This is a genomic window from Pediococcus acidilactici, assembly GCA_024970065.1.
Classification (GTDB): Bacteria; Bacillota; Bacilli; order Lactobacillales; family Lactobacillaceae; genus Pediococcus; species Pediococcus acidilactici_A.
The window spans coordinates 1,594,067-1,610,389 of record CP103908.1 but is presented as its reverse complement, the minus strand read 5'-3'; the positions used below and the strand labels follow the sequence as shown (position 1 = coordinate 1,610,389).

General features: G+C 45.6%; 9 protein-coding genes, 4 tRNA genes and 3 rRNA genes. All 16 read left to right on the top strand.

The features are described from left to right. Positions 1 to 32 precede the first annotated feature (32 nt). The 16 genes from NYR25_07755 to NYR25_07680 all read left to right on the top strand — a co-directional run bounded on the left by NYR25_07755 (position 33) and on the right by NYR25_07680 (position 16,255). Positions 33 to 401: a septum formation initiator family protein gene (locus NYR25_07755; GenBank protein ID UWF33469.1), complete on the top strand. Its 369-nt coding sequence runs from the start codon at positions 33 to 35 to the stop codon at positions 399 to 401. Between the two features lie 259 nt (positions 402 to 660). Beyond that, entirely contained in the window at positions 661 to 1,116 is a 456-nt protein-coding gene (locus NYR25_07750; GenBank protein ID UWF33468.1) for a S1 domain-containing RNA-binding protein, read from the top strand. Continuing rightward, entirely contained in the window at positions 1,116 to 2,489 is a 1,374-nt protein-coding gene (tilS, locus tag NYR25_07745; GenBank protein UWF33467.1) for a tRNA lysidine(34) synthetase TilS, read from the top strand. Before NYR25_07750 ends, tilS begins: the two co-directional genes overlap by 1 nt. Continuing rightward, positions 2,479 to 3,015, top strand: coding sequence for a hypoxanthine phosphoribosyltransferase (gene hpt / locus NYR25_07740; GenBank protein UWF33466.1), 537 nt, complete (start codon positions 2,479 to 2,481; stop codon positions 3,013 to 3,015). The genes tilS and hpt overlap by 11 nt, the downstream gene beginning before the upstream one ends. A gap of 93 nt (positions 3,016 to 3,108) precedes the next feature. Further along, on the top strand, positions 3,109 to 5,199 hold the full coding sequence (gene ftsH, locus NYR25_07735; GenBank protein ID UWF33465.1) for an ATP-dependent zinc metalloprotease FtsH: 2,091 nt from the start codon (positions 3,109 to 3,111) through the stop codon (positions 5,197 to 5,199). Positions 5,200 to 5,261: 62 nt separating this feature from the next. Further along, a complete protein-coding gene (gene hslO / locus NYR25_07730) occupies positions 5,262 to 6,140 on the top strand; it encodes an Hsp33 family molecular chaperone HslO (protein ID UWF33464.1) in 879 nt (292 codons plus the stop codon). A gap of 103 nt (positions 6,141 to 6,243) precedes the next feature. Beyond that, positions 6,244 to 7,242, top strand: coding sequence for a tRNA dihydrouridine synthase DusB (gene dusB, locus NYR25_07725; GenBank protein ID UWF33463.1), 999 nt, complete (start codon positions 6,244 to 6,246; stop codon positions 7,240 to 7,242). Positions 7,243 to 7,307: 65 nt separating this feature from the next. Further along, on the top strand, positions 7,308 to 8,804 hold the full coding sequence (lysS, locus tag NYR25_07720) for a lysine--tRNA ligase (GenBank protein ID UWF33462.1): 1,497 nt from the start codon (positions 7,308 to 7,310) through the stop codon (positions 8,802 to 8,804). A gap of 537 nt (positions 8,805 to 9,341) precedes the next feature. Beyond that, positions 9,342 to 10,918: ribosomal RNA gene (locus tag NYR25_07715) — 16S ribosomal RNA — on the top strand. A gap of 80 nt (positions 10,919 to 10,998) precedes the next feature. After that, a tRNA-Ile gene (locus NYR25_07710) sits at positions 10,999 to 11,072 on the top strand. A 5-nt stretch (positions 11,073 to 11,077) separates the two neighbouring features. Then, positions 11,078 to 11,150 (top strand) — tRNA-Ala (locus NYR25_07705). Positions 11,151 to 11,328: 178 nt separating this feature from the next. Then, positions 11,329 to 14,251: ribosomal RNA gene (locus NYR25_07700) — 23S ribosomal RNA — on the top strand. 96 nt (positions 14,252 to 14,347) lie between these two features. Next, a 5S ribosomal RNA gene (rrf, locus tag NYR25_07695) occupies positions 14,348 to 14,464 on the top strand. The 16S, 23S and 5S rRNA genes sit together here with 4 tRNA genes alongside, the layout of an rRNA operon. A gap of 6 nt (positions 14,465 to 14,470) precedes the next feature. Next, positions 14,471 to 14,543 (top strand) — tRNA-Asn (locus NYR25_07690). A 61-nt stretch (positions 14,544 to 14,604) separates the two neighbouring features. Beyond that, a tRNA-Thr gene (locus tag NYR25_07685) sits at positions 14,605 to 14,677 on the top strand. A 111-nt stretch (positions 14,678 to 14,788) separates the two neighbouring features. Next, on the top strand, positions 14,789 to 16,255 hold the full coding sequence (locus NYR25_07680; GenBank protein ID UWF33461.1) for a peptide MFS transporter: 1,467 nt from the start codon (positions 14,789 to 14,791) through the stop codon (positions 16,253 to 16,255). The last annotated feature ends 68 nt before the right edge of the window (positions 16,256 to 16,323 follow it).

Sequence of the window (16,323 nt, the reverse complement as noted above, 5' to 3'; positions counted from 1 at the left end):
TTATAATCAAAAGTGATTAAGGGGATATAACAATGACAAATAATCAACACCATCAAAAAAAAGACCACAGCAAAATGAATTACCGGACGGCAACCGGAGCACCTAATCCGTATGCACGAGCACGTAAAAAACGGGCTTTGTTTATTTTAGGCGTCTTTGCGGCCGTGGCAGCGGTCTTCCTTTTTCAAATCATCCACGCAAAAGTGTCTCAGAACAACGTGAACGCTAAGTTAGCGGTGGAATCTGCGCGTTATACAAAAATGAAGGATGAAAACACGCAGCTAAAAGACAAGGTTAAGCAAATGAATGATGAAGATTATTTGGAAAAATTGATCCGGGCAAAATACTTTTACACTAAAAAAGGCGAAACGGTTTATAATCTGCCTGATGATGCTAAGTAGTGTAAGCCGAGCGTGGATGGGTTAAGCGCAATTAAATAGTTAATATTATGAAAGTGAAAAGCAAGACTTCAAAAAGTTGCTTTTCACTTTTTTCTTTATTCGCTATTCAACACCAACTAATTTCATAAATTTTTTCAAACCCACGCAAGTCTTTTCACGGGTCATTGAAAATAAATTTTTCCGGGTCGACAACTCGCAAGCAGCTGGTAAGAAATGGTATAATTAGACATTAAATTTTTTAGGAGGAACATACGGATTTATGTCAATTGAAGTTGGAACTAAGGTAGATGGGAAAGTTTCTGGAATCACTAATTTTGGAGCTTTTGTAGATTTAGGGGAGCATCGGTCTGGCTTAGTTCATATCAGTGAAGTTTCTGATAGTTTTGTTAAGGATATTCACAGCGTACTTAAGGTGGGCGATTCGGTCACGGTGAAGGTGCTTTCGATTGCTGATGATGGCAAAATTGCTTTATCAATTCGTAAGGCGGTGGAACGTCCAGCTCAGACAGCACCGAAGAAATCTCATGAATACCACCATTCACGGGACGACCGGCAATTCAGTCATCAAGCTAATCACCAAGCAAAACAACACCATTCAAACGAATCGTTTGACCAAATGCTATCGGGCTTTTTAAAGGACAGTGAATCCCGACTTTCCATGCTTAAGAAAAATACGGATGGCAAGCGCGGTGGCCGCGGGGGACGGCGTAACTAATGATGAATTTAAAGGCGCTGGGTGAAAAAATTGTTAACCAATATCAATTGAATCAAGCGCCGGTGGTGGTGGCCGTTTCTACGGGAGTGGATTCTACGGTATTAGTGAACGCCCTTTTAGCGGCGCCCCACCTTGCCAAAGAGCAGCTAATTATCGCTCACGTCAACCATCAACTCCGTCCCCAAAGCATGCAAGAAGAGGAATTTTTGCGGCAATGGTGCGCAAATCGGCAGCTGAAATTGGAAACTACGAAGTGGCCCCAAGACCAGCATCCGGATACGGGAGTAGAAGCGGCGGCTCGGCGGTTTCGGTATGACTTTTTTGCAAAAGTAATGTACCAGTATCACGCCAGCACGCTTTTGACGGCGCACAATGCTACCGAACAGGCGGAAAGTTTTGTGATGCAGGTGATTCGGGGCGGCTGGTTAAGCCAGTTGCGTGGAATCCCTGAAGAACGAAATTTTGCGTCCGGGCGGTTAGTGCGGCCATTTTTAAAGATTAGTAAACCAACGCTAGTGGCGCTCGCCCAACAAAATCACCTGACTTGGTTTGAAGATGAAACTAATCAACAAAATGATTTTTTGCGAAATCGGGTGCGCAATCAAATTTTGCCGGCTTTACAAGCAGAAAATCCACGGGTGATCGAACACATTGGCCAGTATCAAAGCGAAATTGCGGAAGAAACCCAGTTAATTGCAGAAATTAGTCACCAAAAATTGGAACAACTTCGCCAAGGTAATCAGTATCGGCTGTCAGAATTCAAGGCGCAAACGCGGTCATGGCAAAAGCAGCTAATTAAGCAGTTGACCAATGAGGTTTGTCCGGAAGTTGCCATTGGGCAAAATAAGCTGGATGAAGTTTTAGAATTTATTAATCAAACCAATTTAGCACAGGGAGCGATTGATCTCGGCAACGGCTACATACTGGAAATCACGTACGATTTGTTACAAATAATCAAAAAAAAGACCGTAAAAAGTGAACAAGCTAAAAAGCGTATGGTAACATTGAACAAGTGGTTAACTTTGGATGAACGCACTCAATTTCGCCTTAGCGACCAGCCCGTCACTGAGCCGGCTGCTGGAGCAATGATATTGAGTAGCAATCAACTTAAGCAACCGCTTTTTGTTCGTCAAGCAACCCCGGAAGATCGGTTGCGCCTAAAAAACGGAAAGTACAAAAGCGTCCGGCGGGAGTTAATCGACCAAAAAATCCCCCGCGAGTTACGCGCAGACTTTTGGGCAGTTGTGGATGGCGATCAACGGGTTTTGTGGGTCCTAGGTCTAAGACAGGCGTGGTTAGCAGAACCCTATTTAGCAACGCAAACACAATATATTTTGGAATATAGAACTGGAGGACGTCCCCATGGACAATGATATCGCCAAAGTTTTGTACAGTGAGGCGGATATAAAAGAAGCTTGCCAACGTTTAGGTAAGCAGTTGACGAAGGATTATGCTGGTAAACGCCCGTTGATTTTAAGCGTATTGACGGGTGCAATGTTTTTTACAACGGACGTGGTCCGCGAATTTGATGGTTACGCACAAATCGATTTTATTGATGTTTCTAGTTATAACGGGGGCACTAAGTCAAGCGGGAAAGTTGAATTAATTACTGATATTTCCGAAGATGTTAGTGACCGTGACGTATTAATCATCGAAGATATTGTGGATACTGGCCGGACTTTACGATACGTAATGGATTTACTATATTCCCGTAACGCAAAGAGCGTGAAAATTTGTACCTTCTTGGATAAGCCTGCCGGTCGCGATGTGGAAGCTACGGCTGACTACGTGGGCTTTACGGTTCCAAACGAATTTGTGGTCGGATATGGGCTAGATTACCAAGGTTATTACCGCAATTTACCGTACGTAGGTGTTTTAAAGCCGGAAATTTATAAGTAAAAACATTGGTCAAAGTTAGTCAAATGTGATATTATATCGACAACAGTCAAGATTAAAATTAATGCGTCTTGATGCCTTACAAGGAGGAACTACATGAAAAATAACAGAAATGGGCTGTTTAAAAATAGTCTTTTCTATATCGTAGTTTTTTTGAGTATTATGGGAATTATCGCTGCGGTAGTGGGCAAGGGTGGCAATAACCAAACCTCCACCATTTCGTCAAGCGAGTTTATTTCACAGCTTAAAAAAGACAACGTGAAAAGTTTTGATATTCAGCCATCAAATGGTGTGTATAAAATCACTGGTAAATATCGTTCTGCGCAAGAGGATGATACTGCCACAGGGTTATTCCCCGGAACAGTTTCATCTAGTAAGGTAACCGGGTTCCAAACTTCGGTCTTACAGAACGACTCGACGGTCTCCCAAATTACCAAAACTGCATCAGCAGATGGAGTTAAGGTAAGCACTAAGGAGGAGGAATCGAGTAGCTTCTGGGTTCAACTCCTCGTAACGGGATTGCCATTAATCTTCTTTATTTTCATCTTCTACATGATGATGGGACAAGCCGGCCAAGGCGGTGCTGGCAAAGGAGTAATGAACTTTGGTAAATCGAAGGTTAAACCCGCAGATAAAAGTGCAAATAAAGTTCGTTTCTCTGATGTAGCTGGAGAAGAAGAAGAAAAGCAAGAATTAGTTGAAGTTGTTGAATTCTTAAAAGATCCCCGGAAGTTTGTACAACTGGGGGCGCGGATTCCAGCCGGAGTCCTGCTTGAGGGACCTCCCGGGACTGGTAAAACCTTATTGGCTAAGGCGGTAGCTGGTGAAGCTGGGGTTCCGTTCTACTCAATTTCTGGTTCAGACTTCGTAGAAATGTTCGTCGGGGTCGGTGCCAGCCGGGTTCGGGACTTATTTGACCAAGCGAAAAAGAACGCACCATCGATCATCTTTATTGATGAAATTGATGCGGTTGGTCGGCGCCGGGGCAACGGTACTGGCGGCGGTCACGATGAACGTGAACAAACCTTGAACCAATTGCTGGTTGAAATGGACGGATTTACCGGTAATGAAGGAGTAATCGTTATGGCGGCTACTAACCGTTCCGACGTATTGGACCCTGCGTTACTTCGTCCAGGCCGTTTTGACCGGAAGATTTTGGTTGGTCGTCCAGACGTTAACGGACGGGAAGCCATCCTGCACGTCCACGCGAAAAACAAGCCAATTGCTAGCGACGTGGATTTAGCTGAGATTGCCAAACAAACTCCTGGTTTTGTAGGGGCGGATTTGGAAAACTTGCTTAACGAAGCGGCATTGTTGGCTGCCCGGCGTAACAAGAAGGTTATCGACGCGGCGGACTTAGACGAAGCTGAAGACCGGGTAATTGCTGGACCAGCGAAGAAGAACGCGGTGGTCAGCAAGAAGGAACGTCAAACGGTGGCTTACCACGAAGCTGGGCATACCATTGTTGGGTTAGTCTTGAACGACGCCCGGGTTGTGCATAAAGTTACCATCGTTCCCCGGGGTCGCGCAGGCGGTTACGCGATTATGCTACCGCGTGAAGACCAGATGTTAATGTCTAAGAAGGACGCGATGGAACAAATTGCTGGTTTAATGGGTGGTCGTGCTGCTGAAGAAATTATCTTCAATCAACAATCTTCAGGGGCATCTAATGACTTTGAACAAGCTACCCAAATTGCCCGCTCAATGGTTATGCAGTACGGGATGAGTGATAAGATCGGTCAAGTAGAATTAGCTGCACCTGGCCAATCCTACTATGGCGAAAGTGGACCGGCATACTCTGAAAAGACTGCTGCAACCATCGACGAAGAAATTCGGCGCTTTACTACCGAAGGTTACGAACAAGCTCGCAAGATTATCCAAGAGCATCGTGAACAACATAAGATTATTGCGGAAGCGTTGCTTAAGTATGAAACTTTGGATGAAAAACAAATTCTCAGCTTATTCAAGACTGGTAAGATGCCGGAAAAGAAATCGGATACCGAATTTCCAAGTGAGAAAGCCGCAACTTTCGAAGAGGCTAAGCGTGAATTAGAACGCAAGGAAGCCGAACGTCATGAACAAGCAGCTAACTCGGTTAAGGATAAGGAATCCAACGATAAAGACAATCAAGACACAACCGTTTACTATCCAAATGACGAGGATCACGACGACGGTTCAACAAATTAATAGCTTAAGAATCGTGGGTTGCCCAATGCACTCACGATTTTTTTGCGGAAGGAGCATACTCAATGAGCGATTATTTAATAAAAAGTATTATCAATGACGGAATGTTTCGGGCGTACGCGGTCAACACTACTAACTTGGTTCGAGAGGCTCAACAACGCCACGATTCATGGAGCGCAGCCACGGCAGCGCTAGGTCGTTCGTTAACGGCGACCCTATTGCTATCTTCTTCAGTTTTAAAGGGTGAAGAAAAGCTTACGGTAAAAATTAACGGTGGCGGTCCGGTGGGCACCATCGTGGTGGACGGTAATGCCAAAGGAACCGTTAAAGGTTATCTTCAACACCCGCACGTATCCTTGCCGTTGAAAAAAGATCACCATATTGACGTGGGTCAAGCAGTTGGCAACCAAGGAGTCATGGCAGTTACTAAGGATATGGGTCTTGGCGATCCGTTTACCGGGCAAGTTGGATTAGTTTCTGGCGAAATTGGCGACGACTTTACTTACTACCTTGCACAATCTGAACAGATTCCTTCGGCGGTAGGAGTATCGGTTTTTGTGAACCCGGATGAAACGGTTGGCGTAGCGGGCGGTTTCTTGATTCAAGTTATGCCGGATGCTACGGATGATGCAATCGATCGGTTGCAACAACGGCTTAAAGAAATCCCGTTAATTTCGGAAATGTTGCGTGATGGGAAGACTCCGGAAGAAATTTTAAATGACATTTTTAAGGACGATCAGGTTAAAATCCTAGATAAAATGGATGTTAAATTTGAATGTGACTGTTCTAAAGAACGGTTTGCCCAATCATTAGCTTCACTTCCCACGGAGGAACTGCAAGAAATGATTGATAAAGACCAGGGAGCGCAAGCGGTTTGTCGGTTCTGTGGCAATCAATACCAATTTTCGGAAGCTGATCTGCAAAAAATCATTGATGAAAAATAATTAGCTACAATTTATGTAAGGAGTCCACTTAGTGCTCCTCCACAATCACAATTTTGTGTGCTATCATATTCTGCATGCATAAAAAGTTTGATGAGGTGAAAAAATGGAATGGAAAATTGGGGACATAACGATCCCAAATCAATTAGTTGTTGCACCGATGGCTGGAGTAACGAACACGGCCTTTCGAGTAATTTGCAAGCAGTTTGGTGCCGGACTGGTAGTTTGCGAAATGATTTCGGACCGGGGCATCATTTACGGTAATAAAAAAACGTTAAGTATGATGCAAGTCGACCCCAACGAACATCCAATGAGTATCCAGATTTTCGGTGGGACGAAGGAAACTTTGGTGGAAGCCGCTAAATTTGTGGACCAAAACACCGACGCAGACATTATTGACATCAACATGGGCTGCCCAGTTAATAAAGTTGTTAACACGGATGCGGGAGCACGTTGGCTATTAGATCCTAATAAGGTTTATGAGATGGTTTCTTACGTTACTGACGCCGTTAAAAAGCCTGTAACCGTAAAAATGCGGACTGGTTGGGATGATAAGCACATCTATGCGGTGGAAAATGCCCTAGCCGCGGAACGAGCTGGTGCGGCTGCCTTAGCGATGCACGGTCGGACCCGGAAACAAATGTACACTGGACATGCCGATTGGGATATCTTAAAGGAAGTTGCCAGCCAATTGCACATCCCGTTCATGGGTAACGGGGATGTTAAGACGCCGCAAGATGCTAAACGGATGTTAGATGAAGTTGGTGCTGATGCGGTAATGATTGGTCGGGCCGTTTTAGGCAATCCGTGGGAATTACAAAAAGTGGCAGCATACCTTAATGACGGGACCATCATTGATGAACCTACTCCAGCAGAAAAGATTAAGATTGCTAAGGAACATTTGCATGGTTTAGTCGAATTAAAGGGCGATAACGTCGGCCCACGTGAATTCCGGGGTCAAGCTGCCTACTACTTGAAGGGAGTACCACATTCTGCCCGGACGAAGGTAGCTTTAAACGCTGCAGAAACTGAGCAAGAAATGATTGATATTTTCGACCGGTTTATCGAAAAGTTAGAATCCCGGATGAGCCGAGTTGCGAAATAAGGTTGCAATTTACCGTTTTGGTAAGTAATAATTATATTTGAAAAACTAAAGAGGGGGATCACATAGTGGGCGAGAAGCAACAACCAAGCATGAATGACCAACTACGGGTGCGTCGTGAAAAGATGCAAGAATTACGCGACAAAGGAATCGATCCGTTTGGTCATCGTTTTGAAAGAACACATTTAGCCGCACAACTACACGAAAAGTACGGTGATATGTCAAAAGAAGAAATCGAAGAACAGGGCGTTGTCGCAACCGTTGCGGGGCGGATGGTTTCGAAGCGTGGTAAAGGAAAGGTCGGCTTTGCTGACTTAAAGGACCGTTCTGGAAAGATCCAACTTTACGTACGGAAAGATGAATTAGGCGAAGACGTCTACAAGATTTTTAAGCGTGCTGATTTAGGTGATTTCCTAGGAGTGACTGGGGACGTAATGAAGACGGATATGGGAGAATTAACCATTAAAGCTACTTCATTGACCTTCTTAAGCAAGGCTTTACGCCCATTGCCCGACAAGTTTCATGGTTTACAAAACGTTGAGCAAATTTACCGCCAACGTTATTTAGATTTGATTGCAAATGATGAAAGCATGGAACGGTTCCGCAAACGGACCAAGATTGTTTCCGCAATTCGGCGCTACTTGGACGACCACGGTTTTGCCGAAGTAGAAACACCAGTTCTCCACACTCAAGCTGGGGGAGCAAGTGCGCGACCATTCATTACCCATCACAATGCGTTGGATATTGATTTGTACTTACGAATTGCTTTGGAACTACATTTGAAGCGTTTGATCGTGGGTGGCATGGAACGCGTTTATGAAATTGGTCGAGTTTTCCGGAACGAAGGGATCGACACCCGGCATAATCCAGAATTCACCATGCTAGAAACTTACGTAGCTTACTACGACTTCCACGACGTAATGGACGAAACGGAAGGAATTTTAAAAGCGGCGGTTAACGCAGTTTCAGATGATGGTAAGATTACGTACCAAGGCACGGAACTTGACTTGAATCAAGACTTCGAACGGTTGCACATGGTAGATGCGATTAAGAAGTATGCGGGCGTAGATTTCTGGCCAAAGATGTCTGTAGAAGAAGCTCGTAAATTAGCTGACGAACACGGTGTTAAATATGAATCATGGTGGACGGTTGGTCACATTATCAACGAGTTCTTTGAAGATAAGGTGCAAGACCAATTGAAGCAACCCGTCTTCATCTACGGTCACCCGGTTGAAATTTCACCATTGGCTAAGAAAAACGCTGATGATCCGCGGTTTACCGATCGTTTTGAATTGTACATTTTGGGTAACGAATACGGAAATGCGTTTACCGAATTGAATGACCCAATTGACCAACGGCAACGTTTTGAAGCTCAAGTAGCAGAGCGGGAAGCTGGTAACGAAGAAGCAGAAGGAATCGATGAAGATTATATCGAAGCTTTGGAATACGGGATGCCACCAACTGGCGGTTTAGGAATTGGAATTGACCGTTTAGTAATGTTGCTAACCGATGCTCCTTCAATTCGTGACGTACTTCTATTCCCAACGATGCGTCCAATTGATTAATATATAAATATGCAAAAGCCACGCTTTTTAGCGTGGCTTTTTATTGTGTAAAACTAAAACCGGTACGTAAGCAAACTTAAACCAAAATATTATGTGAAATGTGATGGCAAAAGTGCGGAGTAGAAATGTCGTGCATGAATTTTTTTGAATGCAAGCGTTACCGAATCGCGCAGTGTGGCCTTTTGGTGTGAAAGAATTATTTTTTATAATGGTTTTCTTAAAATTGCTATTGACGAGGAGTGGTCAAACTTGGTAATATATTTGAGTGCCAATGATACGCTATTTCGAAACGAGAAATAATGAGATATTCATTAAAAAAAGTGTTGACAATCATTTTTCTCAATGATATAGTTAAATAGTTGTCAAAAGCGTTATAAACGTTGACCTGACAACGATGGTAGACCTTTGAAAACTGAACAAAATTTTGACAAACGATCGTGTGAGGACTCGCAAATCAATATGATTTAGTGAGAACAAACATGCGAAGTCAATTCGCAAAAACAAACAATTAATGAGCTTGAAAAAGACTCATCATTTTAATATGAGAGTTTGATCTTGGCTCAGGATGAACGCTGGCGGCGTGCCTAATACATGCAAGTCGAACGAACTTCCGTTAATTGATCAGGACGTGCTTGCACTGAATGAGATTTTAACACGAAGTGAGTGGCGGACGGGTGAGTAACACGTGGGTAACCTGCCCAGAAGCAGGGGATAACACCTGGAAACAGATGCTAATACCGTATAACAGAGAAAACCGCCTGGTTTTCTTTTAAAAGATGGCTCTGCTATCACTTCTGGATGGACCCGCGGCGCATTAGCTAGTTGGTGAGGTAACGGCTCACCAAGGCGATGATGCGTAGCCGACCTGAGAGGGTAATCGGCCACATTGGGACTGAGACACGGCCCAGACTCCTACGGGAGGCAGCAGTAGGGAATCTTCCACAATGGACGCAAGTCTGATGGAGCAACGCCGCGTGAGTGAAGAAGGGTTTCGGCTCGTAAAGCTCTGTTGTTAAAGAAGAACGTGGGTGAGAGTAACTGTTCACCCAGTGACGGTATTTAACCAGAAAGCCACGGCTAACTACGTGCCAGCAGCCGCGGTAATACGTAGGTGGCAAGCGTTATCCGGATTTATTGGGCGTAAAGCGAGCGCAGGCGGTCTTTTAAGTCTAATGTGAAAGCCTTCGGCTCAACCGAAGAAGTGCATTGGAAACTGGGAGACTTGAGTGCAGAAGAGGACAGTGGAACTCCATGTGTAGCGGTGAAATGCGTAGATATATGGAAGAACACCAGTGGCGAAGGCGGCTGTCTGGTCTGTAACTGACGCTGAGGCTCGAAAGCATGGGTAGCGAACAGGATTAGATACCCTGGTAGTCCATGCCGTAAACGATGATTACTAAGTGTTGGAGGGTTTCCGCCCTTCAGTGCTGCAGCTAACGCATTAAGTAATCCGCCTGGGGAGTACGACCGCAAGGTTGAAACTCAAAAGAATTGACGGGGGCCCGCACAAGCGGTGGAGCATGTGGTTTAATTCGAAGCTACGCGAAGAACCTTACCAGGTCTTGACATCTTCTGCCAACCTAAGAGATTAGGCGTTCCCTTCGGGGACAGAATGACAGGTGGTGCATGGTTGTCGTCAGCTCGTGTCGTGAGATGTTGGGTTAAGTCCCGCAACGAGCGCAACCCTTATTACTAGTTGCCAGCATTCAGTTGGGCACTCTAGTGAGACTGCCGGTGACAAACCGGAGGAAGGTGGGGACGACGTCAAATCATCATGCCCCTTATGACCTGGGCTACACACGTGCTACAATGGATGGTACAACGAGTCGCGAAACCGCGAGGTTTAGCTAATCTCTTAAAACCATTCTCAGTTCGGACTGTAGGCTGCAACTCGCCTACACGAAGTCGGAATCGCTAGTAATCGCGGATCAGCATGCCGCGGTGAATACGTTCCCGGGCCTTGTACACACCGCCCGTCACACCATGAGAGTTTGTAACACCCGAAGCCGGTGGGGTAACCTTTTAGGAGCTAGCCGTCTAAGGTGGGACAGATGATTAGGGTGAAGTCGTAACAAGGTAGCCGTAGGAGAACCTGCGGCTGGATCACCTCCTTTCTAAGGAATAATACGGAACCGCACACGAGTCAAAGTTTTGTTTAGTTTTGAGAGGTCTACTCTCAAAACACATGCGTATCGGGCCTATAGCTCAGCTGGTTAGAGCGCACGCCTGATAAGCGTGAGGTCGATGGTTCGAGTCCATTTAGGCCCATACATGGGGAATTAGCTCAGCTGGGAGAGCGCCTGCCTTGCACGCAGGAGGTCAGCGGTTCGATCCCGCTATTCTCCATTGAACAACGTTTGTTGTTCTGCTTTTGTTCTTTGAAAACTGAATAATATCTATAATTTTCTAATTTTAATTAATCATAATTAAACCGAGAGAAAACCGCGTAATTTTAAAGAGTTAAACAAGATTAGTTCAAAATAATCGCAATACTCAATTAATCGCTTTACCGTAGGTAAAGTTAGGTTAAGTTAGGAAGGGCGCATGGTGGATGCCTTGGTACTAGGAGCCGATGAAGGACGGGACTAACACCGATATGCCTCGGGGAGCTGTAAGTAAGCTTTGATCCGGGGATTTCCGAATGGGGCAACCCAATAGTTTTAATCGACTATTATCCGCATCTGAATTCATAGGATGTGTGAAGGTAAACGTGGGGAACTGAAACATCTCAGTACCCACAGGAACAGAAAGAAAATTCGATTCCCTGAGTAGCGGCGAGCGAAACGGGAACAGCCCAAACCAAGAAGCTTGCTTCTTGGGGTTGTAGGACTGAACATTTGAGTTACCAAAGAGCTTGATAGCTGAAGGGCCTGGGAAGGCCAGCCAGAGAGGGTGATAGCCCCGTAAGTTAAATCAAACTCCCTCAGTTCAGGATCCTGAGTACGGCGGAGCACGTGAAATTCCGTCGGAATCCGGGAGGACCATCTCCCAAGGCTAAATACTACCTAGTGACCGATAGTGAACCAGTACCGTGAGGGAAAGGTGAAAAGCACCCCGGAAGGGGAGTGAAATAGTTCTTGAAACCATGTGCCTACAAGAAGTCAGAGCCCGTTAATGGGTGATGGCGTGCCTTTTGTAGAATGAACCGGCGAGTTACGTTCGTATGCCAGGTTAAGTTGAAGAGACGGAGCCGAAGCGAAAGCGAGTCTGAAGAGGGCGAATTAGTATGCGGATGTAGACCCGAAACCAAGTGACCTACCCATGTCCAGGTTGAAGGTGCGGTAAAACGCACTGGAGGACCGAACTCGTGTACGTTGAAAAGTGCTGAGATGAGGTGTGGGTAGCGGTGAAATTCCAAACGAACTTGGAGATAGCTGGTTCTCTCCGAAATAGCTTTAGGGCTAGCCTCGGAATTAGGATCGTGGAGGTAGAGCCACTGTTTGGACTAGGGGCCCGTCATGGGTTACCGAATTCAGATAAACTCCGAATGCCATCGATTTATGTCCGGGAGTCAGACGGTGAGTGATAAGATCCATCGTCGAAAGGGGAACAGCCCAGACCACCAGTTAAGGTCCCTAAATATATGTTAAGTGGAAAAGGATGTGGAGTTGCATAGACAACTAGGATGTTGGCTCAGAAGCAGCCACCATTTAAAGAGTGCGTAATAGCTCACTAGTCGAGTGATCCTGCGCCGAAAATGTACCGGGGCTTAAACATATTACCGAGACTGTGGATGCCACCATTAGGTGGCGTGATAGGAGAGCGTTCTAAGGGCGACGAAGGCAGACCGTGAGGACTGTTGGAGCGCTTAGAAGTGAGAATGCCGGTATGAGTAGCGAAAGATAGGTGAGAATCCTATCCACCGTATGACTAAGGTTTCCTGGGGAAGGCTCGTCCTCCCAGGGTTAGTCGGGACCTAAGCCGAGGCCGAGAGGCGTAGGCGATGGATAACAGGTTGAGATTCCTGTACTAGTTAAACTTGTTTGAACAATGGAGGGACGCAGGAGGCTAAGGAATGCACCCGATTGGAAGTGGGTGTCCAAGCCGTGAGTCTGAAGTCGAGTCAAATGCTTGATTTCTTAAGGACAAGCGGTGATGGGGAGTGAAATTTAAGTAACGAAGTTCCTGACGTCACGCTGCCGAGAAAAGCTTCTAGTTAGAGTTTAACTACCCGTACCGCAAACCGACACAGGTAGTCGAGGAGAGTATCCTAAGGTGAGCGAGAGAACTCTCGTTAAGGAACTCGGCAAAATGACCCCGTAACTTCGGGAGAAGGGGTGCTGATCGCAAGATCAGCCGCAGTGAAAAGGCCCAGGCGACTGTTTATCAAAAACACAGGTTTCTGCAAAATCGTAAGATGACGTATAGGGGCTGACGCCTGCCCGGTGCTGGAAGGTTAAGGGGATAAGTTAGCGTAAGCGAAGCTTTGAACTGAAGCCCCAGTAAACGGCGGCCGTAACTATAACGGTCCTAAGGTAGCGAAATTCCTTGTCGGGTAAGTTCCGACCCGCACGAAAGGCGTAACGATCTGGGCACTGTCTCAACGAGAGACTCGGTGAAATTATAATACCCGTGAAGATGCGGGTTACCCGCGACAGGACGGAAAGACCCCATGGAGCTTTACTGTAACTTGATATTGAGTGTTTGTACAGCTTGTACAGGATAGGTAGGAGCCGTAGAATCCGGAACGCTAGTTTCGGAGGAGGCGCAAGTGGGATACTACCCTCGTTGTATGAACCCTCTAACCCGCGCCACTAATCGTGGCGGGAGACAGTGTCTGGTGGGCAGTTTGACTGGGGCGGTCGCCTCCTAAAAGGTAACGGAGGCGCCCAAAGGTTCCCTCAGAATGGTTGGAAATCATTCGCAGAGTGTAAAGGCAGAAGGGAGCTTGACTGCGAGACAGACAGGTCGAGCAGGGACGAAAGTCGGGCTTAGTGATCCGGTGGTTCCGTATGGAAGGGCCATCGCTCAACGGATAAAAGCTACCCTGGGGATAACAGGCTTATCTCCCCCAAGAGTTCACATCGACGGGGAGGTTTGGCACCTCGATGTCGGCTCATCGCATCCTGGGGCTGTAGTCGGTCCCAAGGGTTGGGCTGTTCGCCCATTAAAGCGGTACGCGAGCTGGGTTCAGAACGTCGTGAGACAGTTCGGTCCCTATCCGTCGCGGGCGTAGGAAATTTGAGAGGAGCTGTCCTTAGTACGAGAGGACCGGGATGGACACACCGCTGGTGTACCAGTTGTTCCGCCAGGAGCATCGCTGGGTAGCTATGTGTGGATGAGATAAACGCTGAAAGCATCTAAGTGTGAAACTCGCCTCAAGATGAGATTTCCCATTGCCTTCGGGCAAGTAAGACCCCTGAGAGATGATCAGGTAGATAGGCTAGAAGTGGAAGTGTAGCGATACATGGAGCGGACTAGTACTAATCGGTCGAGGACTTAACCAAGTAGAACGTGGCAAGTAACTCGAAAGAAAATGTAGATATTATTCAGTTTTGAGAGGACAAAAGTTTTCTCAAGTGATAACGCAAGTTAGCACAGAGTGTGGTGACGATAGTGAGAAGGATATACCTGTTCCCATGTCGAACACAGAAGTCAAGCTTCTTAACGCCAAGAGTAGTTGGGGGATCGCCCCCTGCGAGGGTAGGACGTTGCCATGCGATTATTCCGGCATAGCTCAGTTGGTAGAGCATCTGACTGTTAATCAGGGTGTCGACGGTTCGAGTCCGCCTGCCGGAGTTAGCTTTAAGGATGTTAACCGAGTTGTTAGCATCCTTTTATGCTATAAAGCCAAGCCAATGCCGGCTTAGCTCAGTTGGTAGAGCGGCGGTATCGTAAACCGTAGGTCAGGTGTTCGACTCACCTAGCCGGCATTATGGAATACGCCTTAATGTTAAAGATAAGGCGTTTTTTTCATATATAGTCCCAAGTTTATAGCCTTAAGTATTATTTTGATTGGGCAAGAATCATGGAGGAAATGAAAATTGAATACACAAGAAAAAGATAAAGCTTTTCTTGGTCAACCGCGTGGTTTGATGACGTTGTTCTTCACAGAAATGTGGGAACGGTTCAGTTACTACGGAATGCGTGCAATTTTAATTTATTACATGTATTACGCAGTCACGCAAGGTGGGCTAGGTTTTAGCCAAGCTACTGCTGCTTCAGTTATGGCCATTTATGGTTCATTAGTTTATTTAGCTAGTGTCGCTGGTGGATTTATCAGTGATCGGATTTTGGGTAGTCGGAAGACCGTTTTTTACGGTGGTGTTTTAATTATGTTCGGGCACATTGCCCTTTCATTGCCATTCGGTAGCGCGGCATTACTTGTGTCAATTGCGCTAATCGTTATCGGTACAGGAATGTTGAAGCCTAACGTTTCTGAGATGGTCGGCTCACTTTACTCTGTAGAAGATACCAGACGAGATGCCGGATTTAGTATTTTTGTCTTTGGTATTAATTTGGGCGCGTTGCTGGCTCCGTTAATTGTTTCGTGGGTTGGTTTTCAAATCAGTTTCCATGCTGGCTTCTCGTTAGCCGCAATTGGAATGTTCTTCGGACTGGTACAATATTATCTTGATGGTAAAAAATACTTAAATAAGGATAGTTTATATCCTTCAGATCCAATTCAACCAGAAGAAGTTAAGAAGTTTAGCCTACGCGTACTTGTGGGTGTAGTAGTACTTGCATTAATTTTATTGGTAATGTTCATTGCTAACGTACTTACGATTGATAACGTAGTCTTGTTAATCAGTATTGTAGCTATTATTACGCCAGTGGTTTACTTCATCTTAATGTTCACCAGCAACAAGGTTTCTAAAGGTGAACGTTCCCGTTTATGGGCATACGTACCACTTTTCATTGCCGCAACTTTATTCTGGGCAATCGAAGAACAAGGTTCAGTTGTGTTGGCATTGTTCGCTGCGGATCGGACCCAACTTCATTATGGTTGGATCAACATCACGCCAGCTAACTTCCAATCGTTGAACCCGTTGTTTATCATGTTATACACCCCGATTTTTGCTTGGTTGTGGACTAAGCTAGGTAAAAAACAACCTTCGTCTCCGAAGAAATTTACCTACGGGTTGGTATTTACCGGGATTTCATACCTCTTTATTGCACTACCAGGCTTGATGTTTGGTACTGATGGAAAGGTAAACGCCCTTTGGCTAGTTGGTAGCTGGGCAATCGTTGAAATTGGTGAAATGTTGATTTCCCCAATTGGATTATCCGTAACTACTAAATTAGCTCCCGCAGCGTTTGCATCACAGATGATGAGTATGTGGTTCTTAGCGGATGCGGCTGGACAAGCGATTAACGCGCAACTAGTTAAACTCTATCCTGGTCACGAAGTTGGCTACTTCATTTGGACCGGAATCATTACGATTATCTTTGCGCTCGTTCTATGGTTACTTTCACCATGGATCAGTAAAAAGATGCAAGGAATTCGTTAATAAAATTTGAATTTATAAGATGAACTAGGTTATGCTTAGTTCATCTTTTTTATTTGGGGATAAGTTAA

Bases quoted from the DNA above. Each gene is read 5' to 3' on its own strand.
- NYR25_07755 (UWF33469.1), top strand. From the start codon at position 33: ATGACAAATAATCAACACCATCAAAAAAAAGACCACAGCAAAATGAAT.
- NYR25_07750 (UWF33468.1), top strand. From the start codon at position 661: ATGTCAATTGAAGTTGGAACTAAGGTAGATGGGAAAGTTTCTGGAATC.
- tilS (UWF33467.1), top strand. From the start codon at position 1,116: ATGATGAATTTAAAGGCGCTGGGTGAAAAAATTGTTAACCAATATCAA.
- hpt (UWF33466.1), top strand. From the start codon at position 2,479: ATGGACAATGATATCGCCAAAGTTTTGTACAGTGAGGCGGATATAAAA.
- ftsH (UWF33465.1), top strand. From the start codon at position 3,109: ATGAAAAATAACAGAAATGGGCTGTTTAAAAATAGTCTTTTCTATATC.
- hslO (UWF33464.1), top strand. From the start codon at position 5,262: ATGAGCGATTATTTAATAAAAAGTATTATCAATGACGGAATGTTTCGG.
- dusB (UWF33463.1), top strand. From the start codon at position 6,244: ATGGAATGGAAAATTGGGGACATAACGATCCCAAATCAATTAGTTGTT.